We start from the raw sequence: 20,868 nt of genomic DNA, 5'->3' as shown, positions 1-20,868 counted from the left end.
GGATGAACAACGACGCCTATGTTTCGCTGCGCGCGCTCGACAAGCGCTTCGCGGGCCACCACGCCGTGCGCGGCATCGACCTGGACATCGCGGCCGGCGAGTTCGTCGCCATCATGGGGCCCTCGGGCTGCGGCAAGTCCACCACCCTGCGGCTGCTGGCCGGGCTGGACCAGCCCAGCTCCGGCGACATCCTGATCGGCGGACGCAGCATGCGCGACGTGCCGGCCTACCAGCGCGACACGCCGATGGTGTGGCAGAGCCTGGCGCTGTTCCCCTTCCTCACGGTGGCCCAGAACGTGGTGTTTCCGCTGCGCATGAAGGGGCTGGGCGCCGAGGCGCGGCGCAAGCGCGCGCTCGACTGGCTCGGCCGCATGGGGCTCGCGGGCATGGGCGACCGGCAGATCGCGCAGCTCTCGGGCGGCCAGCGCCAGCGCGTGGCCATCGCGCGGGCGCTGGTCACCGAGCCCTCGATCCTGCTGCTCGACGAGCCGCTGAGCGCCCTCGACGCGCACCTGCGCGTGCGCATGCAGACCGAGCTCGCGCGGCTGCACCGCGAGCTGCGCATCACCTTCGTCTACGTGACGCATGCGCAGTCGGAGGCTTTCGCGCTGGCCGACCGGATCGTGATCATGAACGAGGGCCGCATCCAGCAGGTGGGCGCGCCGCAGGACGTCTACCGCGCGCCGGTGAACCCCTTCGTGGCCGACTTCATCGGCACCAACAACCTGCTGACCGGCACGGTGGGTGCGCTCGATGCCGAAGGTTGGGCGCGCGTCGATGGCACGCTCGGCAGCTTCGCGGTGCCGGCGCGGCGCGCGCTGGACCGCGGCGCCGACGTGAGCTTCGTGGTGGCGGCCGACCGCGTGTCGCTCAGGCCCTCGGAGGCCGAGGCACCCGCGGGGGCTTCGCGCCTCGAGGGCGCCGTGCTGGGCCTGGAGTTCGTCGGCTCCACGCAGACGGTCTTCATCGAACTGCCGGGCGGGCACGAGTTCCGGGTCCAGAAGCAGCAGCACGAGATCGAGTCGCTCGAGCTCGCGCCGGGCCGGCGCGTGAGCCTGCATTGGGACCCCAAACATGCGTGGCTGTTGCCGCGCAACGCCTGACGCCCCTTCGAAACTGGAGCACACATGTACGAAGAGAGATTCATGCGGCAGGCGCTGGCCTTGTCCGCGCAGGCACTCGCCAAACCCGGCACCGAACCCTTCGGCGCGGTGATCGTGAAGGACGGCCAGGTGGTCGGCGAGGGCTTCAACCATTCGGTCGCGCACTTCGACCCGACCTCGCATGGCGAGGTCGAGGCCATCCGCGATGCCTGCCGGCGGCTGCGCCGCGTCGACCTGTCGGACTGCGAGCTGTATTCGTCGTGCGAGCCATGCGCGATGTGCGTGGCCGCGATGCGCGTGGCGGGCATCCGTCGGCTGTTCCATGCCGCGACGCTCGTGCAATCGGGCGCGGCCTTCGAGGGGCTGCCCGTGGCGGCACGCCATCCCATCGACGTGGACGAGCTGCGCCGCGTGGCCGGTGCCACGCTCGCCGAGGGCCTGACGCCCGCCGAGCAGCACCTGCCGTGGGATGCGATAGAGATCCTCGAGGCTTGGGCGGCCCCGCGCAAGCTGCCGCGAACCCTCCCGTTGAGCGGGGCACCGGCACGGCCGCGGGCGCAATAATCGCGCTTCCCGATCCTTTCGCCACGCGACACCCAGCCCCGTGCCACCCTCCAGACGCCCGCCGAGCCCCGCCACTGTTCCCGACGACAAGCTCGGCCGCACGCGGACCGAGACCGTGCACGAGGCCCTGCGGCTGGCCATCATCGAGCAGAGCCTCCAGCCCGGCGCGCGCCTGCCCGAGGACGCGATCGGCGAGAGCTTCGGCGCCAGCCGCACCATCGCGCGCGAGGCGCTGGGCCGGCTCGCGGTCGAAGGCCTGGTCGAGCTCAAGCCCAACCGCGGCGCCTTCGTGGCCAACCCCAGCCTCGAGGAGGGCCGCGAGATCTTCCAGGTGCGCAACGGGCTCGAGCGCACGGTGGTGCAGACGCTGTCGGGCAAGCTCTCGGCGGCGCACGAGTCCACGCTGCGCTCGCACGTCGTCAAGGAGCAGCAGGCCTCGGGGCGCGATGCCGTGCGCTCGATGCGCCTGGCCGGCGAGTTCCATCTGCAGCTCGCCGCGATGACGGGCAACCAGCTGCTCGAGCGCTATGTGCGCGAGGTGGTCTCGCGTTGCTCGCTGATCCTCGCGACCTATGGCCGGCCGCACTCCAGCGAATGCGCCGTGACCGAACATGCGGACATCGTCGACGCCCTGGCCAAAGGCGATTTCGCAACGGCCGCCGACGTGATGCAGCGGCACCTCGAAGCGGTGGCCGACCGCGCGCTGCCACCGATTCGCGCGGGCGTGGACATCCGGGACGTGCTGGCGCGCTATGCGTCGGCGTCGGTGGACGCTGGCCCGGACGCAGAGGCCGCGGCGGTTCTGGCGCCCAAGGCGAAGGGCGGCGGGCGCGGGCGGCCGCGGAAAAAGGGATAGGCGCTGCGGGACGCACATCGAGCGGAAGAGCCCGGTCGATTCGACGGGAGCAGTCGAATCGACTCGAACCATCGGGCAGTCGATTCGACATGAAGGCAGCTAAGCCGTTGATTTGAAAGGCCCTTGCGCATGGCACACCGGTTGCGTTGAAAGCCCCGTCTTTCAACACCAACCCGAGGTCCCATGCTCACCGCCACCCAGCGCGCCATCGTTTCGTCCACCGTGCCCCTGCTCGAGCAGGGCGGCGAGGCGCTCACCACCCACTTCTACCGGATGCTGCTGGCCGAGCATCCCGAGGTGCGGCCCTTCTTCAACGAGACCCACCAGGCCAAGGGCGACCAGCCGCGCGCGCTGGCCAACGGCGTGCTGATGTACGCGAAGAACATCGACCGGCTCGAGGCCATGGGCCCGCTCGCGACGCAGATCGTCAACAAGCACGTGGCGCTGCAGGTGATGCCCGAGCACTACCCGATCGTCGGCGGCTGCCTGCTGCGCGCCATCCGCGACGTGCTCGGCGCCGAGGTCGCGACCGACGCGGTGATCGATGCCTGGGCCGCCGCCTACGGGCAGCTCGCCGACATCCTCATCGGCGCCGAGAAGCAGCTCTACGACGTGCAGGCCGCGGCGCCGGGCGGCTGGCGCGGCATGCGCGCGTTCACGGTGGCGCGCAAGCAGGCCGAGAGCGCGGAGATCGATCTCGTTTCATCTCGCACCGGCCGATGGCGGGCCGTTGATGGACTTCGCGCCGGGCCAGTACATCGGCCTGTGCCTGCGGGTCGACGGCAAGGACATCCGCCGCAACTATTCGCTGTCGGCCGCGCCGAACGGCCGCAGCTACCGCATCAGCGTGAAGCGCGAGCCCGGCGGCGTGGCCTCGAACCACCTGCATGACGACGTGCACGAGGGCGACACGCTGCAGCTGCTGCCGCCCTCGGGCGAGTTCACGCTGGCCGACAGCGCGCGGCCGCTGGTGCTGATCAGCGGCGGCGTGGGCATCACGCCCACGCTCGCGATGCTCGAGCAGGCACTGGCCACGCAGCGCGAGGTGGTGTTCATCCACTGCGCGCGCAACGGCGCGGTGCATGCGTTCCGCGAGCACATCGACGGCATGGCGTCACGGCATCCGGGGTTGAGCCGCTTCTATTGCTACGACGAGAGCGACACGAGCGATGCCGCGCGTCCGCATGCGGTCGGCCGGCTCGACCGCGAGAAGCTCGCGGCCTGGCTGCCCGCGCACACGCGCGACGTCGATGCCTACTTCCTCGGGCCCAAGCCCTTCATGCAGCAGGTGCGGCGCGAGTTGCGCGCATGGGGCGTGCCCGATGCGCAGTCGCGCTTCGAGTTCTTCGGGCCGGCTTCGGCGCTCGAGTGAATCGCCCCGCGGTCAGCGACGCGCGACGCCCAGCCGCTTCGCGGTGCGCGCGAGGTTGGCCGGGTCGACCTGCAAGGCGCGCGCCGCGGCGGCCCAGCTGAAGCCGTGGCGCTCGAGCGCCTGCTCCACCATCGTCCGTTCGAACTGCGCCATCGCCTCGCGCAGGCCAGCTTGCGCGTTGGCCGCATCGCCGCCGGGGCTCGCTGCCGCGGGCTCGATGTTCGGCGGGGCCACGGGCGGGCTGGCGAGCCCCAGGTCCTCGGCACTCAGCGTGAGGATGCGCGGACGCTGCGCATGCCGGCCCAGCGCCTTGAGCACGCTGCGGCCCAGCAGGTGCTCGAGCTCGCGCACGTTGCCGGGCCAGTCGTAGGCCAGCAGCGCGGCCTGCGCGCCCGCGTCGAGCCGAACGCCGCCCAGGCCCATGCGCACGCGCGCCTCCTCGAGGAAGAAGCCGCCGATCGGCAGCACGTCGCGCCCGCGCTCGCGCAGCGGCGGCACCTGCAGCGGATAGACGCTGAGCCGGTGGTAGAAGTCGGCGCGCAGACGGCCCGCGCGCACCTCGTCGGCCAGGTTGCGGTTGCTCGCGGCGATCACGCGCACGTCCACGCGATGCTCGCGGTCGGAGCCCAGGCGCTGGATCTGGCCGTCCTGCAGCGCGCGCAGCAGCTTGGCCTGCACGGGCAGCGGCAATTCCGCCACCTCGTCGAGGAACAGCGTGCCCCCGTCGGCGAGCTCGAACTTGCCGCGGCGGTCGGTCACCGCGCCGGTGAAGGCGCCGCGCACATGGCCGAAGAGTTCGCTCTCGACCAGGTTGTCGGGCAGGGCCGCGCAGTTGATGCTGACCAGCGGCCGCTTCGCGCGCGGCGAGGCCGCATGCAGCGCCTGCGCCACCAGCTCCTTGCCCACGCCGGTCTCGCCCTGGATCAGCACGCAGAGTTCGCTCGGGCCCGCGAGCGCGATCTCCCTGAGCAGCCGCTTGTGCGCGGCGCCGTGGCCGATCAGTTGGCGCGGTGCCTGGCCGCCCGCGCGCGCATAGCTGTCGGCGCGCAGCCGCTCGTCCTCGGCACGCGCGGCCAGGCCGTCCATGCGTGCGGCCACCACCACGGTGGCGGCCGCGAGGCTCGCGAAGGCCTGGAGCACATCGAGTTCGACGCGCGAGAAGCGGCCGACCTCGAGCGCGTCGAGCGTGAGCAGGCCCCAGGGCCTGCCGTCGACGCGCAGCGCGCAGCCCATGCAGTCGTGCACCGGCAGATGGCCCTGCACGCCTTCGACCAGTCCGTCGAAGGGATCGGGCAGGCCGCAGTCGGCCGCGAAGCGCACGGGGCCGGGCGCCTCGAGCAACTGGGCGAACCGCGGATGCTCGCTCGCGCGAAAGCGCCGGCCCAGCGTGTCGCGGCCGAGGCCGTCGACGGCCAGCGGCACCAGCCACTCGCCGTCGAGCCGCAGCATCGCGGTGGCGTCGCAGGGCAGCAGGGCGCGCAGGGCCTGGAGCAGGCGGCGATGGCGTTCGGCCTCGGGCAGGTCCTGGGCCAGATCGGCCATCAGGGGCAGCAGGGCGGTGAGCAGGCTGGGAGGCGTCATGAGGTGGCGGCCATTGTCGCGGCGCGCCGATGCACGCAGCGGCCGCAAGGCCTCCTTGCTTAACATCCGCCCATGTCGAAGCTCCAGCTACGAATCGACCGCGCGGCACGCGAGCCGGTCAGCGAACAGATCGCCGCGGGCCTGCGCGCGGCCATCCGCGAGGGCCGGCTCGCGCCGCGCGCGCGCCTGCCGTCGTGGCGCGACCTGGCCTCGCAGCTCGGCGTGGCGCGCGGCACGGTGAGCGCGGCCTACGAGCGGCTGCTCGATGCGCAACTGATCGTCTCGCTGGGCGCGGCCGGCACCTTCGTCGCCGAGCACCTGCCGCCGCCGTCGCGCCCGCGGGACGCGGTGGCGATTCCATCGGCGCCCGGCGGCACCATCCCGAGCTTCCCTGGCCGCTCGGGCATCTTCCAGATGGCGAATCCGGCGCAGGACCTGTTCCCCGCCAAGGTCTGGTCGCGGATCATGACCGGCGCGGTGCGCGCCACCTCGCATGCGCGGCAGATCAATCCCGACCCGCGCGGCGAGCTCGCGCTGCGCAGCGAGATCGCGGCCTACCTCTCGCTCGCGCGCGGGCTGCCGTGCACGGCCGCGCAGGTCTTCGTCACCACCGGCTACGCGGGTTCGCTCTCGCTCGCGGTGCAGGCGCTCGGGCTGCGCGGCACCTCGGCCTGGACCGAGGATCCCGGCTATCCCACCACGCGCCGCTGTCTGCAGGCGCTCGGCGTCGAGCCGGTGCCGGTGCCGGTCGATGCCGAAGGCCTGGTGGTCGACGAGGGCGTGGCACGCGCGCCCGATACGGCGCTGGCCGTCGTCACCGCGGGGCAGCAGGCGCCGCTCGGCGTGGCGCTGTCGGCGCGGCGGCGGCAGGCGATCCTCGCCTGGGCCGAGCGCGCGCGGGCCTGGGTGGTGGAGGACGACTATCTGGGCGAGCTGCAGCTCGGCGCCCGCGCCGCGCCCTCGCTCGTGGCCGCGGGCGACGGCGCGCGCGTGCTGCACGTGGGCACCTTCAGCAAGACCATCAGCCCGATGCTGCGGCTCGGTTTCCTGGTCGTGCCGGCGGACCAGGTCGAGCGCTTCGCGCGCCATGCGGCGGTGGTGCCGCCGGCCCCGGCGCCGCTGGTGCAGCTGGCGGTGGCTGCCTTCCTGCGCGACGGCCATTTCCTGCGCCACCTGCGCCGCACCCGGCAGGTCTATGCGCAGCGGCGCGCGGCGTTGGTCGCCTGCCTCGATGCCGCATCGGCCACCTACATCGCCGCGGGCCTGACCGTGCTGCTGCGCCTCGCGCCGGGCGTGTCGGACCTGGCGCTGGCGCAGTCGCTCGCGGCGCACGGCCTGACGCCGGTGCCGCTGTCGCCGTGGTACGCGCGGCCCGGGCCCGAGAACACCGGGCTGCTGCTCGGCGTGGCGGACCTGCGCGTGGAGATCGCGGCCGAGACCTGCGCGCGGCTGCTGGCGCTGGTGCGGCAAGGCTGAGTGCGCCTCGTGGTGGGCCGCGATGGTCCATCCGATCCACCGATTCTTGGCACTGTGCGCCGGACCATCGGCTGCCTAAGCTGGAGGCTCCAAAGCATCCGCATCCGAGAAAGAACGCCATGAGCGAAAGAATTTTCCTGGCCGGCGCCACCGGCGCCATCGGCTCGGCCCTGATCCCGCTGCTGTGCGAGGCCGGCTACGAAGTCCACGGCAGCACCCGCCAGCCCGAGCGCGCCGCGGCGCTCGAGGCCCAGGGCGTGAAGCCGGTGCTGGTCGACGTGTTCGATGCAGCGGCGCTGAAGGCCGCGCTGGTGCGCATCGCGCCGCACGGCGTGATCCACCAGCTCACCGACCTGCCGCGCGGCCTCGATCGCGTGCGCATGGCCGAGGCCACGGCGCGCAATGCCCGCGTGCGCACCGAGGGCACGCGCAACCTCGTCGAGGCCGCGCGCGCCGCGGGCGCGGTGCGCATGGTGGCCCAGAGCATCGCGTGGGCCTACGCGCCGGGTCCCAAGCCGTATGCGGAAGCGCAGCCGCTCGACACCGAGGCCGAAGGCGCGCGCCGCGTCAGCGTGGGCGGCGTGGTGGCGCTCGAGCAGGCCGTGCTTCACGCGCACGGCATCACCGGCACCGTGCTGCGCTACGGCCAGCTCTACGGCCCGGGCACCGGCGTCGACGAGCCCAAGGGCGCGAGCCCCGTGCATGTCGAAGCGGCCGCCTGGGCCGCGCTGCTGGCCTGGCGCCATTCGGCCGGTGGTGTCTTCAACGTCACCGAGGACAACCCCGAGGTCGACAGCGGCAAAGCGCGCCGCCTGCTGGGCTGGACCCCGTCGATGCGCCTGGGCGCGGAGGCTAAGTCGTGAGCATCGCGGCCCGGCCCTGGCCGCGCGCGCCGCGGCATGCGGTCGCGCTGTCGCTCGCGGCGCTCGCCCTCGGCGCGGCCGCGTGGGCCCTGGTGCCGCATACGGGCAAGCAGGCCACCGTCGCATGGCTCGACGACCTCTGCAGCAGCGTGACGCGCCCGATGTTCGCCTCGACACCCGCGCCCGAGGGCAGCGCCGCGCGCCCGCAGACGTCCGTGCGGCCGCTGTCGTGCGAGCCGCTGCCGAACGTGGCGGGCAAGTCCATCACCACCGCCTTGGTCGAGTTCCCGCCGCTGGCCTACACGCCCGCGCACCGGCACCCGGGCTCCGTGCAGGCCGTGGTGGTCAGCGGCACCGTGCGCTCGCAGATGGCGGGCGGCCCCCAGGTCGAATACCAGGCCGGCCAGACCTGGTTCGAGCCGCCGCGCGCGCTGCACCTGTTCGCGGAGAACCCCGATCCGGTGAAGCCGGCGTCGCTGATTGCGACCTTCATCGCGGATTCGGATTGCGGGCCGTTGGTGTTGCCGCCTTGAGCGAACACCCGTTCGAGAAACGAAATCGTCGTCAGCGCGTGCGGGACTCCAAGGGGGCAATACAAAAACTTGTATAAATTGCCCTGGAGGAGTTCGCATCATGACCGGAACCCGCCGCTTCGACAGCGCCTTCGACGCCATTGCAGGCACGCCCCAGGAAGCGGCCAGCATGCGCGCTCGTGCCGATCTGATGATCAGCCTGGCCGAAGTCATTCGGCAGCAAGGCATGACGCAAACCGAGGCGGCGCAGCTCTTCGGCGTGACGCAGCCGCGCATCTCCGACCTGGTCCGGGGAAGGATCAACCTGTTCTCCCTGGACACGCTGATTGACATGGCCGCCACCGCCGGCATGGCGCCGGTGGTGAAGCTGTCCAGACCGAAGGGCTTGGCGCAAGCTCGCCGTCGCAAGGCTGCATAACGCGGGGAGTCGTCGGACCCGTTGCCGTGTGCGCCAAGTGGTGGCGCACCGACGTTTCAGCGCCTGCGCTCCCGCACCAGAATCACCACCCCCGAGATCAGGAAATACACCGCCCCCACCGCCGCATACCCCGCCAGCGTCTGCGGAATCGGCGCATCGGTGCCCTGCCGTGAGATGAAGAGCCCGCCCGCCAGCGCGGACTGCGCGCCGCTGAGCATCATCACCCACTGGCCGCGTTCGGCCTTGCGGCGGCGGAGGGCCGTGGCCAGCTGCAGCAGGCCCGACACGATGGCCCAGACGCCGAAGATCAGCAGCACGACCTGCCATCCGGCCACGAGCGAGGCCGCGACCGCGAGCGTGACCAGGGTGCTCATCCAGAGGTTGAGCATCTGCGTGGGGTTGGCCTGCGCGCCGCCGCTCATCCGGGCGTCCCACAGGTTGGCGAAGGCGTCCCAGGCGGGGTAGGCGATCAGCAGCACGGTGGCCAGCGCGGGCGACTGCTTGGCGACGGTGAAGGCCAGCGCGACCCAGGCGAAGGAGAAGGCGGCGCGGGTGAAATAGAGCTTGCGCAACCAGGCGGCGCGCGGGGATGGGTTTCTGCAGGATGTCGGACATGAGGAAGAGGCGGTGGAAGCCGCGAGAGAGGAGGGGGCCGCCCGTCGAGCGGTGGATGCCACGATTCTTCCGGCTGCCCCCGCGGCCGGTATCGGTCGAATGACCGACGCGCGCAAAATCGGCCATGTCCGACGACACGACCATCCCCGTTTTCGACGCCGTCCGCGCGCTGGCCTTCATCGGCGACCTGAGCATGGGCCAGCCGATCGACCATTCGCTGCGCACGGCCTGGCTCGCGGGCAAGATCGCGGCGCGGGCCGGCTGCACCGCGCCGCAGATCGAGGCGGCACGCCATGCCGCGCTGCTGCGCTGGTCGGGCTGCACGGCCAATGCGCAGGAGTTCGCCGATTTCCTCGACGACGACGTCGAGGGTCGCCGGGCCCTGCTCGCCTCGTCGGCACCGCGCATGCGCCAGCCCCACGACAGCGCGCCGGTGCCCGGTGCGGTGCTCGCCATGGCCGAGATCCATTGCGAGATCGCCGGCGACATCGCCCACACGCTGGGGCTGAGCCACGACACCGAAGCCACGCTGCGCGCGGTGTTCGAGGCCTACGACGGCAGCGGCGTGCCGGGCCTGCTGCGCGGCGAGGCGGTGCCGTTCTCGACCTATGTGGTGGCGCTGGCCAGCGACCTCGAGATCTTCGGCCGCCTCTACGGCATCGAGCAGGCGCTCGCGCTGGTGCGCGGCCGCGCGGACAGCCTCTACCCGGCCGCGTTGCTCGACGCCAGCGCGGCCGATCTCGCGGCCTGGATGCAGGCGCTCGATGCACCCGCCGCGCCATGGGCGGAGGCGGCGGAACAGCCGGGACTCGATGCGCCGGCCCATGGGGCTGGAACTGGTCGGCGACGTGATCGACCTCAAGCTGCCGTGGATGACCGGCTACTCACGCCGCGTGGCCAGCCTGGCGCGCGACTGCGGCGCGCGCATGGGGCTGGACGAGGCCGGCTGTAGCCGCGCCTACAAGGCGGGGCTGATCCATGGCATCGGACGCGCCTCGGTGCCCAATGCGATCTGGAACACGCCCGGGCCGCTGCAGGCCTCGGCGCTGGAGCGCGTGCGGCTGGTGCCCTACTGGACCTCGCGCGCCGCCGGGCAGATCGACGGCCTCGCGGCCGAAGCGGAGATCGCGTCCTTCGCTTTCGAGCGGCGCGATGGCTCGGGCCATTTCCGTGGCCGCTCGGGTGCGGCCATGCCGCTGGAAGGGCAGGTCGTCGCCGCGGCCGAACAGTGGTGGTCGCATTGCACGCGCCGTCCGTGGCGCGAGGCGCTGACGCGGGGAAGAGGCAGCCGAGCGCATGAACGAGGACGCCGCGGCTGGCCGCTTCGATGTGGCCGTGGTCGAGGCGCTGTGCGCCAGCACGCTGCCGGGCGCGGTGCCGCCGAAGCCCGCGGCGCCGGCGCAGGACGATGCATCGCTGTCCCAGCGCGAGCTCGAGGTGCTGCGCTGCATCAGCCAGGGCGTCAACACGAAGGAGGTGGCGCGCGCGCTGGGCATCAGTCCCAGCACGGTGCGCACGCACGTGGAGCGCGTGTTCCAGAAGCTCGGATGCACGACGCGCGCGGCCGCGACGCTGAAGGCGGCGACGCGGGGGCTGATCTAGGGCTGTCTACGCAGCCTCAGAGCATGACGTCGTCCCCGTTCGGCGACAGGGTCTGCCCCACGTAGAACGCACCCGCTTCCGACGCCAGCAGCAGCGCGGTCGGTGCGATCTCGCCCACCTCGCCGAACCGGCCGACCGGCAGCTGGCTCTTCTCGAACGCCAGCCACTGCTCGCTGTGATTGCGCAACAGATCGGTGTCCACGGGTCCCGGCGCGATGGCATTGACCAGCACGCCGCGCGCGGCGCCCTCATAGGCCAGCGCACGCGTGAATCCGACGACGCCGGCCTTGGCCGCGCAGTAGTGGGCGAGGCCGGGCGCGCCCTTGTAGGCGAGCTGCGAGGCGACGTTGATCACGCGTCCCCATTGGCGCGAGGTCATGCTCGCGAAGAAGGCCCGCGTCACCAGCATCGTGCCGCGCAGGTTCACGCCGACGGTCAAATCCCAGTCGCGCTCGTCGGTCGATTCGAAGGGCCGGTCGCCGCCGCCGACGCCCGCGGAATTGACGACGATGTCGACCTGGCCGAGCCGCTGCGTGGCCCATTCGGCGAACCGGTCGACGGCTGCGGGGCTGGAGACATCGCATTCGGTGCAATGGAGCGCGTGCCCCCTGGCGGCCATCCGCTCGCGCAGCGCGCTGGCATTGGCCTCGTCGCCCAGATGGCAGATGGCGACCTCGGCACCATGTTCGAGGAACAGCTCGGCGATGGCGCCGCCGATGCCGCGGCTGCCTCCGGTGACGACGGCCTTGCGGCCGGAAGATCGAACGGGCTCTTCATGATTCGGCTCCTTGGGTTGCGGGCGCCGGATGCACGTGCCGCCAGTGCCGGGCGATGTCGATGCGCCGCGTCACCCAGACGTCGGGGAACTGGCGGATGTAGTCGAGGAAGCGCTCCAGCGCAGCGGCGCGCGCGGGATGGCCCACGAGCCTCATGTGCAGGCCGACGGACATCATCTTGGGCTGGGTCCGGCCTTCCTTGTAGAGCATGTCGAAGGCATCCTTGAGGAAGCCGTACCAGTCGTTGCCGGTGCTGACGCCCGCGGCGAACTGGCCGTCGTTGTTGGTCAGCGAGTAGGGGACCACCAGGTGCGGTTGGCCGTCGACCCGCGTCCAGAACGGCAGCTCGTCGCCGTAGTAGTCCGAGTCGTAGAGAAAGCCGCCTTCCTCGACCAGAAGCTGGCGCGTATGGACGCTCGGTGCGTAGCGGCAGTACCAGCCCTGCGGGCGCTCGCCGATCGAATGGGTCAGGGACTCGACGGCGCGACGGATGTGCTCGCGCTCCTCGTCCTGCGACAACCGATAGTGCTGGATCCAGCGCCATCCATGCGAGCACACGTCGAAGCCCGACGCCTTGATGGCATCGCAAGCCTCGGGGTTGCGTTTGAGCGCCAGAGCGCAACCGAAGATCGTGGCGGGCAGCGAACGCTCCTGCAGCAGCCGCATGACCCGCCAGAAACCCACCCGGCTCCCATACTCGAAGAGCCCCTCGGCTGCGAGGTCTCGTCCCTCGAGGTTGGCCAGGCCGTGGCTTTCGGTGAACCAGGTCTCGGTGAGGCCCTCTCCGTCGTGGACGGAAGGCTCGGACCCCTCCTCGTAATTGAGGACGAAGTTGAGGGCGAGCCGCGCGCCGCCTGGCCACTTCGGATCGGGAGGATTGCGGCCATAGCCGACGAAGTCTCTTTGAAGGTGGTTCACGATCAAGCTGCTTTCTGGATCTTGGACAAATCGATGGTCGTCGGCTCGACGTCGACGAAGGTCTCGTCGCCTTCGGTCCCGTCGCGCCACATGAAGATGGCATGCGTCGATCGCCTGTCGAGCACATGCAGGCCGAGGTGCCAGACGCCGGGACGGAAGGTGGTGCCCTGCGACGGGCCGGCGATGAAGGCGAGCGCCTGCCGCATGTCGGGGCGGCCGAGCGCGTCGGGCGCCACGACCACCAGCCAGCGGCCGGCGTTCATGGGAATGAACGACTGGGACGAGTGCGGATGGCATTCGAGGCTGCCGAACGCGAGCCTGCTTTCGCGCACCGGATCGTTCGTGACCAGGGACAGCGAAGCGCTCGCGTGCGATCGACGCGAGGCCAGTTCCGCGTCGAAGTAGTCCCGCCGCGGCAGGGCAGGCGCCTCGATGACGCGTCCGAAGGGCGCGAACTCGGCTTGCGAGAGAGGGCGCGGCTCGATCTCGATCATGGCCGCCCACTCCGGCGTGCCTCGATCCATTCGGCGTACGAGCGGATGCCCTGTTCGAGCGAGACCCGGGGCTCGTAGCCGAGGTCGCGCCGTGCCGCCTCGATGCTGAACTGTTCCTGGAACTCGTCCACCGGGTCCGGCCCGGGCTGCAACACGATGTCGGCTGTCGGAAAGACACGGCGCACCAGCTGCGCGAGCTCGCCCAGCGTCACGCGCGTGTTGCCCGTGACGTTGTAGGTCGTCCTGGGCAGGGATTCGGCATCGAGCGCCTGGAGCAGGCCGTCCACGGCGTCGTCGACATGGATGAACTGCCGGGGAAAGTCCGAGCCGAACGCCATGCGCGTGGGGCGCGCGGCGAGCGCATCTTCGATCATGGTGCGGACCACGCAGTCCGTCGTCCTGCCAGGTCCATAGACCCACGACAGGCGGATGCTGGCCGCGGACAGGCCGTACTGCTGCGCATAGGAGGTCGTGATGTATTCGGACGCGACCTTGCTCGCGCCGTACAGGCTCGCGGGTTGCAGCAGGCAATCCTCAGCGACCGGGCCCGGCGATCGAACGACGCCATAGGCGCTGGTCGACGAGCAGTAGACGAAGCGCCGGGCCTCGTGAACGCGCGCCAGCTCGAGCATGTTGGCGGTGCCGACGATGTTCACCTGCACCATCGCGTGCGGCGTATCGCGGGCCACCATGGGCCCGGAGAACGCCCCGCAGTGGACGACCGAATCGATCCCCTCCCGCGTGAGCGCGTACATGCGGTGCACGTCGCCCAGATCGCAGCCGACGATCTCGATGCCGTCCTCGGTGACCGACGCGCTTCGGTCCAGCGCGATGAAGGCGCGCTGCTGCTCGGCCAGCCGGCGCGCGAGCGTGCGGCCGACCAGGCCCGCGGCGCCGGTGACCAGCACCGGCTTGGTGTTCGTTCGATCGAATGTCATGGGGCCTCGGCAGTCTCCAGGGTCGGGGTCGCAACCGGTTCCTTCGCCTCGATGGGAAGCTCGGCCTCCAGCAGCTTGCGCGTGTAGGCCTCCTTGGGATGCGAAAAGATCTGTTCGGTCGGGCCTTGCTCGACGATCTTTCCGTGGCGCATCACGGCGACGTAGTGGGCCAGCGAGCGCACGGAGTTCAGGTCATGCGTGATGAACAGCGCGGACAGCCCCATGCGCTTTTGCAGGTCGCGCACCAGGTCGATGATCTGGGGCGCGCACGCGAATGTCGAGCGCGGTCGTCGGTTCGTCGAAGATGACGAAATCGGGCCGCACGGCCAGTGCGCGCGCGATGCCGACGCGCTTCTGCTCGCCGGCCGTCAGTTCGTGCGGATAGGCGTTCGCCTTCGCGCTGGCGATGCCGACCAGCTCGAGCAACTCCATCACGCGGGCGTCGCGCTCGGTTCGCGACAGCGCCTCGCCGAGCTTCAGCGGCTCCGCCACCAGCTCGCGCACGCGCCATCGCGGGTTCAAGGCGACGTAGGGCTCCTGGAACACCATCTGCATGCGCCGGCGCACCGTCCGGAACGCCTTGTCCGAGAGCGCTAGCGTTTCCTGGCCGTCGAAGCGGATCGAGCCGGCGTCGGATGCGAGCAGCCTGACGAGGCATTGGCCCATCGTCGTCTTGCCGGAACCGCTCTCGCCCACGAGGGCGAGGGTCTCGCCGCGCGCGATGGTCAGCGACACATGGTCGACGGCGCGCACCACGTCGGAGGAGCCGTCGACATGGAAGGTCTTGACCAGGTCCGTGACCTCGAGCAGGGGCTGCCCGCTGCCCGAGCCCGCGCTCGCGGAAGCGTCGGGAACCATCGGAAGCGGACGCACCTTGGCCGCTTCGAGCAGCTCGCGGCTGTAGGGATGCCGCGGACCCTGCGTGAGGAAGGAGTGCACGCTCTCGAGTTCGAGCAGCTCGCCGGACTTCATGATGCCCACGCGGTCGCAGTACGCGGCGACCATGCCCAGGTCGTGGGTGATGAGCACCACGGCGAGACCGAGCTCGCGGCCCTTCTGGACCAGCAGGTCGAGGACCTGCAGCTGGATCGTGGCATCGAGCCCCAGCGTGGCGTCGTCCGCGAGCAGGACCTTGGGTTGCGCGATCAGTGCCATCGCGATGACGACCCGCTGCGCCATGCCGCCGGACAGCTCGTGCGGGTAGGCATGGGCGCGGCGCTCCGGATTGACGATGCCGACCTGCTCGAACAGGGCGATGGCCTCGCGCCAGGCCTGCGCCTTGTCGATGCCGCGGTGGGCGCGAAGCACGCGGGCGATCTGCTCTCCCACCTTGACGACGGGGTCGAGCAGGGACTTCGCGTTCGTGCCGATCAGGGCGACCTCGCCACCGCGGAGTCCGCGCTTCTGGGTTTCCGTCATCTTCGAGACGGCCTGGCCGCGAACGAGGACCTCGCCATCGAGGATGCGGCCGTCGCCGGGCAGCATGTCGATGATGGCGCGCGCCAGAAGCGACTTTCCCGCTCCGGTTTCCCCGACGATGCCGAGGATCTCTCCCGGCCGCAAGCTGAAGCTCACGCCGCGCAGGGCGGGGGAGGCCTGTGCATCGGAGAAACCGACGCTGAGGTTGCGAACCTCGAGCAACGCGTCTGCGACCTGGTTCATGGAGCGCTCCTCGTCTGGGGATCGAACATCTGCTTGGCGGCATCGCCCAGCAGAGCGAATGTCAGCACCGAAAAGACGATGGCCAGGCCCGGGAAGAGCGCGACCCACCACACGCCGAGGATCATCTGCTGCGCGCCGTTGCTCACCATGAGCCCCCATTCGGGCGTGGGCATCCGCACGCCCGCGCCGACGAAGGACAGCCCGGCGGTCAGCAGGATCGCCATCCCGATGCTGATGGAGATCTGGACGATGGCCGGGGTCAGGGCGTTCGGCAGGATGTGCTGGAACATGATGGCGCCGTCGGTCGCACCGCTGCAGCGCGCCGCGGCGATGAAGGGCCGGTCGCGCAGCGACAGAACCTCGGCACGGATCAGGCGCGCGAACACCGGCGTGAAGAGCACGGCCAGCACGATGGCGACGTTCCATATCTCCTGGCCCATGACCGAGACCAGCACCATGCCCAGCACGAAGACGGGAAAGGACTGCACGAAGTCGAAGATGCGCATCGCGAAGGAACTCGCCCAGCCCTTGTAGTAGCCGATGGCCAGCCCGATCGGCACGCCGATGACGAAGGCGATGGCCACCGCGGTCACGCTGATGAGCAGGTTGATGCGCGTCGCGAAGATCACGCGCGAGAAGATGTCCATGCCGGACACGTCGGTGCCGAACAGGTGCGCGAAGGACGGCGACTTCAGGGCATTGATCGGGTCCGCATCGACCGGGGAATACGGCGCGATCCAGGGGGCGAACACGATCGCGAGGAACTGCATGGCCAGCAGCGAGAGTCCGATGGCCAGGGTCAGCTTCGCGCCACGCCGATGGGCGGCAGCCATGATCTTCATACTTCGATCCTCGGGTCGGCGATGCCGTAGAGAACGTCCACCACGGTGTAGACGATCAGGATGAATGCGGCGGCGACGAGCACGAAGCCCTGGAGCGCCGGATAGTCGCTGTTCATGACCGCGGAGACGGCGTACTGGCCGAGTCCGCCCCACGCGAAGATGGTCTCGACCAGCACGGCGGCGCCCAGCAGGAAGCCGAACAGGAAACCGACCATCGTGATGATCGGCGGCAGGCTGTTGCGCAGCGCGCTCTTGATGAGCTGGCGCTCCGAAAGACCGCTCGCGCGCGCATGGCGGATGTATTCGCTGCGGTAGTTGTCGGCGAAGACGATCTGGGTCATCTTCATCAGCGCCCCGGCATTCACGATCGCGAGGGTCAGCACCGGCAGGCACAGGCGCCCCACGGCCGACGCGAAGGCCGCCGTGTCGCCGGCCAGCAGGGTGTCGATCGTCAGGAAGCCGGTGACCGCGGGCGGCGCCGAGATGATGGCGTCGATGCGTCCGAACGGCGCGGGTGCGATGCCGGCGACGTAGAACAGAAAGTAGATCAGCAGCAGGCCGACCCAGAAGTCCGGCACGGCGCCCGCGGCCAGGCCATAGACCTTGCTGAAGCGGCTCACGAATCCCCGGGGCTTGACGACCGAGACGACCGCCAGCGACAGGCTGACGACGATGGTCAGCAGCATGGCGTAGGTGATCAGCTCGAGCGTGGCGGGCACGCGATCGAGCAGGTCCACCGCCACGGGATTGGCGGTGAACATGGAGGTGCCCAGGTCGCCGTGCACCACGGTGGAGAGATAGCTCGTGAACTGCGACCACAGGCTGCCGTTCAGGCCCAGCCTCTCGCGCAGGTTGGCGATCTGCTCGGGCGTCGCCATGTTGCCGAGCATGAGCAGGGCCGGGTCGCCCGGCAGCAGCCGGATGAGCAGGAAGGTGGCAAGCAGCACGCCGAACATCTGCGGAATCAGAATGCTCAGCCTGGCCAGGACGATTCGAAGCGGTCGCGGTAGCGATCGCAGCGACGTGCGTAGCGTCATGTCTTTCCTTGTTGGATGGCTCGCGTGTGCCAGGGCGTCCGCGCGAGCCGCGGATCGCCCGGCACGGCGGGGATCACTTCTTCGAGAAGTCGGACCAGTTGTTGCTGTTCGGCGTGTACCAGCTGTAGCCCGTCACGCTGGCCCGCGTGGCGAGCTGGTAGCCCGGGTTCATGAGGAACACCCACGGTGCCTGGTCCATCACGATCTGCTGCACGCGCTTCATGCCGGCTTCGCGCTTGGCTTCGTCGGTGCTCGACAGCCCTTCGTTGATCAGCTTGTCGACTTCCGCGTTCTTGAACTTGGGATAGTTGATCAGCGATGCGCTGTTGAGCCACAGGTTGGCGACATAGGCGGCGTCCGGCACGATGGCCATGTCGCGGAAGAAATACATCGGGATGGTGCCCTTGGAGTAGCGCTCGACCAGCGTCGACGCGGGCAGCTTGACGAGCTCGGCCTCCACGCCGGCACGCGCGAAGGCGGTCTTCAGGATGACGGCGATCTCCTCCTCGATCTGGTCGCCGGTGCGGTAACCGAGTTGCGTCTTGAAGCCCGACGGCTGCCCCGCTTCCTTGAGCAGGGCCTTGGCCTTCTCGACGTCGAGGCTGTACTTGAAGTACTGGTCTGTGTAGGCCGGATAGATCTCGGAGATCGGACTCTTGGTCGGCCGGGCCTTGCCGTAGTACACGGCCTTCAGGATGTCCTCGCGGGGCACCAGGTAGTTCAGCGCCTGGCGGACCTTGGGGTTGTCGAACGGCGGCGTGGTGTTGTTCATCTCCGCGCGGTGGATGTAGTTGCCGAAGACCTGCCACACCTTCAGCTGGGGGTTCTTCTCCAGCGTGGCGAGCTCGCGCGGCGAGAGCCATTCGGCCACGTCGACCGCACCGGCCTGCAGTGCCGCGAGCCGGTTGGCGGAGGTGGGCATCTCGCGGAAGATCACTTTCTTGATCTGCGGCGCGCCGCGGTAGTAGTTCGGGTTGGCCTCGTAGACCACCTCCTGGCCCGACTGGAACTTCGTGACCTGGTACGGTGCGAACGATGCCGAATGGGTGGACAGCCAGCGCGATGCCCAGGCGTCGTCGGCGGTGGCGTTCTTCTTCGCCGCGGTTGCGTCCAGGATGCCGAGGTCGTTGTTGACCCAGATGCGCTCGATGAGCGGAGAGGTCTTCGGCAGCGTCACCTTGACCGACATGTCGTCGATCTTCTTGAACGCGTCCTCGTACTTCGTGATACCGAGGATCTGGTTCATGTACCAGCGGAAGTTGGCGTTCTTGTTCCAGCCGCGCTCGAACGACCACATCACGTCGTCCGCCCGCAGCTCGTTGCCGGCCGCGCTCTTCACGCCCTTGCGCAGGAAGAAGGTGATGGAGGTCTTGTCCGCGGAGACCTCCCATCGCTCGGCGAGCGCGCCGACGAGCTTGTCGAAGTTCTCGACCTTGACGCCGTCGACCATCTTCGTGTCGTAGGCCAGCAGGCGCTCGTAGATGTTGCGCTTCGCTTCATGCGTCGCCTCGGTCGGCGGGTACTCCTGGTCGAGGGACTCGGGCGTCCGGGGACCGGCCACCACGAGGATCGATTTCGCATCCTGTGCGAAGGCGGCGGGCGCGAGCACCGCGCCGAGCAGCGATGCCGCGAAGAGGGCCCGGGCCGCTGGCCCTGCGAGCGATTGCACGACGTCGGTCTTGATGTTCATTGCTGGCTTTCCAAGTTTCTGGGGTGGTTGAAATGAGAAGGGCGCACGGGGAGGCCGGGCTTCAGGCCGCGGCGAGATGGGCGGGCGGCAGGATCGAGGGGCGACCGGCGGCGATGAAGCGGCCCTGGTTCCTCGGGCCGACGCAGGCGCTGCCGTCCCACAGCACTTCGCCGCGCAGCAGCGTGAAGGCGGGCCAGGCGCCGAGCTGCATGCCCTCGTAGGGGGTGTAGTCGACGGCGTGGTGCAGCGCGCTGTTGCGGATGGTGAGCTCGCGCTCGTCCCAGATCACCAGGTCCGCATCGGCACCGATGCAGATGGCGCCCTTGCGCGGATGGATCCCGTAGGTCTTCGCGGGGCCGGTGGCGGTGAGTTCGACGAACTTCTCGAGGCTGATGCGGCCCTTGAGCACGCCTTCGGAATAGAGCAGGGGCATGCGCGTCTCGAGCCCGGGAATGCCGTTGGGGATGTGGCGGAAGGCCACTTCTTCGCCGTTCGGGTGCTTGCCGCCAGGGCCATCGAACTTGAAGGGCGCGTGGTCGGACGAGAACACGGTGAAGAGGCCGTCTCGCAGGCCGTTCCAGATGACCTCCTGGTTGGCCTTGTCGCGCGGTGGCGGGCTGCAGACGCACTTCGCGCCGTGATAGCTGTCGTCGATGCCCAGGTCTTCCGCGGTCAGGAACAGGTACTGCGGGCAGGTCTCCGCGAAGATGTTCAATCCATGGGCGCGGCCCCAGCGGATCTGCTCGATGGCTTCACGGCCCGAGACATGAACGATGAGGATCGGCACGTCCACGAGCTCGGCGAGTGCAATGGCGCGGTGCGTCGCTTCGCGCTCCACCAGCATGGGCGCGAGTGCGCATGAAAGCGCGGCGCGCTGCGGCCCATGGCCTCGAGCCGCTGGGTGAGCCATTCGATGCAGTCCGAGTTCTCGGCATGCAGCATCGCGATCGCGCCATGGCGCTTCGCGACATCGAGCACGTCGAGGATCTGTCCGTCGTCGAGCTTCAGGTCGTCGTAGGTCATGTAGGCCTTGAACGAGGTGTAGCCCTCGCGGATCAACGCGGGTAGTTCGGCATTCAGCACCTCGGGCGTCGGGTCGCTGACGATGAGGTGGAACGCATAGTCGACATGGGCGATGCCGTCCGCGCGCCGGTGGTAGTCCTCGACGGCGGCGCGCAGGCTGCCGCCTTTTTGCTGCGCAGCGAACGGGATGACGGTGGTGGTGCCGCCGCAGACGGCGGAGATGGTCCCGGTGTCGAAGTCGTCGGCCATCCTGACCGGCGGCGGCGAGGGCTGGTCCAGGTGGCAATGGGCGTCGACGCCGCCGGGGGTGACGACGCGGCCCTTCGCGTCGATCTCGCGGCTGCCTCGTGGAAGGTCTCGCCCCAGCTGGACGATCCGGCCGTCCTTGATGCCGATGTCGGTGTCGAACACGTCAGACGCCGTTGCCGCGCGGGCATTGCGGATCACTAGATCAAAAAGGGATGCACTCACTTGGGTTCTCTCGCACCAAAAATGTTCAACAAAA

20 protein-coding genes and 3 pseudogenes are annotated in these 20,868 nt (G+C 69.7%); 11 read left to right on the top strand and 12 right to left on the bottom strand.

All coding sequences use genetic code 11. From position 1 onward, the window contains the following. Positions 1-2: 2 nt before the first annotated feature. From ACHMXE_RS03700 to hmpA, 4 genes and pseudogenes are all read left to right on the top strand, one after another. Complete coding sequence (locus ACHMXE_RS03700) at positions 3-1,103, top strand: ABC transporter ATP-binding protein (protein WP_395346903.1); 1,101 nt, start codon at positions 3-5, stop codon at positions 1,101-1,103. A gap of 24 nt (positions 1,104-1,127) precedes the next feature. Then, positions 1,128-1,667 (top strand): nucleoside deaminase, encoded by a 540-nt coding sequence (locus ACHMXE_RS03695; RefSeq protein ID WP_395346902.1) that lies wholly within the window; start codon positions 1,128-1,130, stop codon positions 1,665-1,667. 40 nt (positions 1,668-1,707) lie between these two features. Further along, positions 1,708-2,523, top strand: coding sequence for a GntR family transcriptional regulator (locus tag ACHMXE_RS03690; RefSeq protein WP_395346901.1), 816 nt, complete (start codon positions 1,708-1,710; stop codon positions 2,521-2,523). Between the two features lie 183 nt (positions 2,524-2,706). Beyond that, positions 2,707-3,895: pseudogene (gene hmpA / locus ACHMXE_RS03685) on the top strand (NO-inducible flavohemoprotein). Positions 3,896-3,907: 12 nt separating this feature from the next. Here the strand turns inward: hmpA and norR are convergent. Beyond that, positions 3,908-5,476 (bottom strand): nitric oxide reductase transcriptional regulator NorR, encoded by a 1,569-nt coding sequence (norR, locus tag ACHMXE_RS03680; protein ID WP_395346900.1) that lies wholly within the window; start codon positions 5,474-5,476, stop codon positions 3,908-3,910. Positions 5,477-5,548: 72 nt separating this feature from the next. Here norR and ACHMXE_RS03675 point away from each other — a divergent pair, with 72 nt between their 5' ends. The 4 genes from ACHMXE_RS03675 (at position 5,549) to ACHMXE_RS03660 (ending at position 8,766) form a co-directional block, all read left to right on the top strand. Beyond that, positions 5,549-6,952, top strand: a complete 1,404-nt coding sequence (locus ACHMXE_RS03675; protein ID WP_395346899.1) for a PLP-dependent aminotransferase family protein — start codon at positions 5,549-5,551, stop codon at positions 6,950-6,952. Positions 6,953-7,071: 119 nt separating this feature from the next. Beyond that, a complete protein-coding gene (locus ACHMXE_RS03670) occupies positions 7,072-7,815 on the top strand; it encodes an NAD-dependent epimerase/dehydratase family protein (RefSeq protein ID WP_395346898.1) in 744 nt (247 codons plus the stop codon). After that, complete coding sequence (locus ACHMXE_RS03665; RefSeq protein ID WP_395346896.1) at positions 7,812-8,348, top strand: cupin domain-containing protein; 537 nt, start codon at positions 7,812-7,814, stop codon at positions 8,346-8,348. The genes ACHMXE_RS03670 and ACHMXE_RS03665 overlap by 4 nt, the downstream gene beginning before the upstream one ends. A gap of 100 nt (positions 8,349-8,448) precedes the next feature. Further along, on the top strand, positions 8,449-8,766 hold the full coding sequence (locus ACHMXE_RS03660) for a helix-turn-helix domain-containing protein (RefSeq protein ID WP_395346894.1): 318 nt from the start codon (positions 8,449-8,451) through the stop codon (positions 8,764-8,766). 56 nt (positions 8,767-8,822) lie between these two features. Here ACHMXE_RS03660 and ACHMXE_RS03655 read toward each other — a convergent pair whose 3' ends face one another. Further along, positions 8,823-9,338, bottom strand: a complete 516-nt coding sequence (locus tag ACHMXE_RS03655) for a DUF308 domain-containing protein (protein WP_395346892.1) — start codon at positions 9,336-9,338, stop codon at positions 8,823-8,825. Positions 9,339-9,505: 167 nt separating this feature from the next. Between ACHMXE_RS03655 and ACHMXE_RS03650 the strand changes: the two genes are divergently transcribed. From ACHMXE_RS03650 to ACHMXE_RS03640, 3 genes and pseudogenes are all read left to right on the top strand, one after another. Further along, a complete protein-coding gene (locus tag ACHMXE_RS03650; RefSeq protein WP_395346891.1) occupies positions 9,506-10,333 on the top strand; it encodes a hypothetical protein in 828 nt (275 codons plus the stop codon). Next, positions 10,254-10,595, top strand: a pseudogene (locus ACHMXE_RS03645) (HD-GYP domain-containing protein); the annotation flags it as partial. The gene ACHMXE_RS03650 and the pseudogene ACHMXE_RS03645, both read left to right, overlap by 80 nt. Positions 10,596-10,677: 82 nt before the next feature. Then, positions 10,678-10,983, top strand: coding sequence for a response regulator transcription factor (locus ACHMXE_RS03640; protein ID WP_395346889.1), 306 nt, complete (start codon positions 10,678-10,680; stop codon positions 10,981-10,983). A gap of 16 nt (positions 10,984-10,999) precedes the next feature. Here ACHMXE_RS03640 and ACHMXE_RS03635 read toward each other — a convergent pair whose 3' ends face one another. The 10 genes and pseudogenes from ACHMXE_RS03635 to hydA form a co-directional block, all read right to left on the bottom strand. After that, the gene (locus ACHMXE_RS03635) at positions 11,000-11,680 is read right to left on the bottom strand and encodes an SDR family NAD(P)-dependent oxidoreductase (protein ID WP_395347419.1); all 681 of its coding nucleotides are present in this window, start codon (positions 11,678-11,680) and stop codon (positions 11,000-11,002) included. Between the two features lie 76 nt (positions 11,681-11,756). Further along, a complete protein-coding gene (locus tag ACHMXE_RS03630) occupies positions 11,757-12,677 on the bottom strand; it encodes an allantoinase PuuE (protein ID WP_395346888.1) in 921 nt (306 codons plus the stop codon). A gap of 2 nt (positions 12,678-12,679) precedes the next feature. Beyond that, a complete protein-coding gene (locus tag ACHMXE_RS03625; RefSeq protein WP_395346887.1) occupies positions 12,680-13,171 on the bottom strand; it encodes an ureidoglycolate lyase in 492 nt (163 codons plus the stop codon). Then, on the bottom strand, positions 13,168-14,079 hold the full coding sequence (locus tag ACHMXE_RS03620; protein WP_395346886.1) for an NAD-dependent epimerase/dehydratase family protein: 912 nt from the start codon (positions 14,077-14,079) through the stop codon (positions 13,168-13,170). The genes ACHMXE_RS03625 and ACHMXE_RS03620 overlap by 4 nt, the downstream gene beginning before the upstream one ends. Positions 14,080-14,105: 26 nt before the next feature. Continuing rightward, on the bottom strand, positions 14,106-14,354 hold the full coding sequence (locus tag ACHMXE_RS03615; protein WP_395346885.1) for a hypothetical protein: 249 nt from the start codon (positions 14,352-14,354) through the stop codon (positions 14,106-14,108). Next, on the bottom strand, positions 14,302-15,771 hold the full coding sequence (locus ACHMXE_RS03610) for an ATP-binding cassette domain-containing protein (protein WP_395346884.1): 1,470 nt from the start codon (positions 15,769-15,771) through the stop codon (positions 14,302-14,304). The genes ACHMXE_RS03615 and ACHMXE_RS03610 overlap by 53 nt, the downstream gene beginning before the upstream one ends. Then, the gene (locus ACHMXE_RS03605) at positions 15,768-16,613 is read right to left on the bottom strand and encodes an ABC transporter permease (RefSeq protein ID WP_208510769.1); all 846 of its coding nucleotides are present in this window, start codon (positions 16,611-16,613) and stop codon (positions 15,768-15,770) included. Before ACHMXE_RS03605 ends, ACHMXE_RS03610 begins: the two co-directional genes overlap by 4 nt. After that, positions 16,610-17,560 carry an ABC transporter permease gene (locus tag ACHMXE_RS03600; RefSeq protein WP_395346883.1) on the bottom strand — a complete coding sequence of 317 codons (951 nt, stop codon included), beginning with the start codon at positions 17,558-17,560 and terminating at the stop codon, positions 16,610-16,612. The genes ACHMXE_RS03605 and ACHMXE_RS03600 overlap by 4 nt, the downstream gene beginning before the upstream one ends. Before the next feature lie 163 nt (positions 17,561-17,723). Then, positions 17,724-19,340, bottom strand: a complete 1,617-nt coding sequence (locus tag ACHMXE_RS03595; RefSeq protein ID WP_395346882.1) for an ABC transporter substrate-binding protein — start codon at positions 19,338-19,340, stop codon at positions 17,724-17,726. 61 nt (positions 19,341-19,401) lie between these two features. After that, positions 19,402-20,834, bottom strand: a pseudogene (gene hydA, locus ACHMXE_RS03590) (dihydropyrimidinase). Positions 20,835-20,868: the final 34 nt, after the last annotated feature.

The organism is Variovorax sp. UC122_21 (genome assembly GCF_044056785.1).
Taxonomy (GTDB): Bacteria; Pseudomonadota; Gammaproteobacteria; order Burkholderiales; family Burkholderiaceae_C; genus Variovorax.
The sequence above is the reverse complement of the archived record's forward strand: the minus strand, read 5'-3'. Positions and strand labels throughout refer to the sequence as shown.